A 746-nucleotide genomic window follows, 5' to 3' on the forward strand; every position below is an offset into this window, starting at 1 on the left:
GAATGAGATTGAATCCGATATATCCACTCTAACCCTGGAAAAATGGATTCTTCTGGCATAGACTTTACAGCCAAGAAAGCAACGTGCATTTTCTCCAAATCACCATCCTCATTTTGTCTTTCTAAAATCAAGGATCTTCCTGGTGACTCATCAATTAAACAATCTGTAAGCTTTACAATCTCCTGCATACGGGTACGGCGTACTTTTTTAGGTTTTCCGTTGCTGTCGAACAGTTCAATTGTTTCCCCTATATTCCATTCTTTTACTCTCTCTGGTTCAGTCATTCCGCGTGTAAAGTTTTGTTCAATTAAAAATTTAAGCGTTGGCGCTGTAAGACGATTCACAAATTTAAACGTATTAATCAACTGACCATGAATGACTTCATCCATATCTTTATATTCTTCAATCTCATCTTCCAAAATATCTGATTCATGTAAACCTATTGCTTCATGTGCTGCATTTGTAAATCCTTGTCTCATACGTTTAGCAAATTTGGCTGTTTCAACAATAGGATTTCGGGCCTGTTTTTGCTTCTTTTCTTCATTGACTTGAACGAGTATATAAAAGTGATATTCTGTATTTTCGGTTGACATTGCCGAACGTTTCAGATATTGCTTCATTTTCCCGAAAAGCCAGCGACCCGTTGGAGCCATTGGGCCGCTTATACTTTTAATATGTTCATCTAAAATTTCATCGGAGTTTGTTGTGCGCGGGATAACTAATAAGTGTAAGTCACACTCTAAATG

At 37.3% G+C, this 746-nt stretch carries 1 pseudogene; it reads right to left on the reverse strand.

What is annotated here, in order from left to right:
• Positions 1 to 746, reverse strand: a pseudogene (locus AC1DJR_RS32270) (ATP-binding protein); the annotation flags it as partial.

Source organism: Bacillus sp. 05T31, assembly GCF_056396725.1.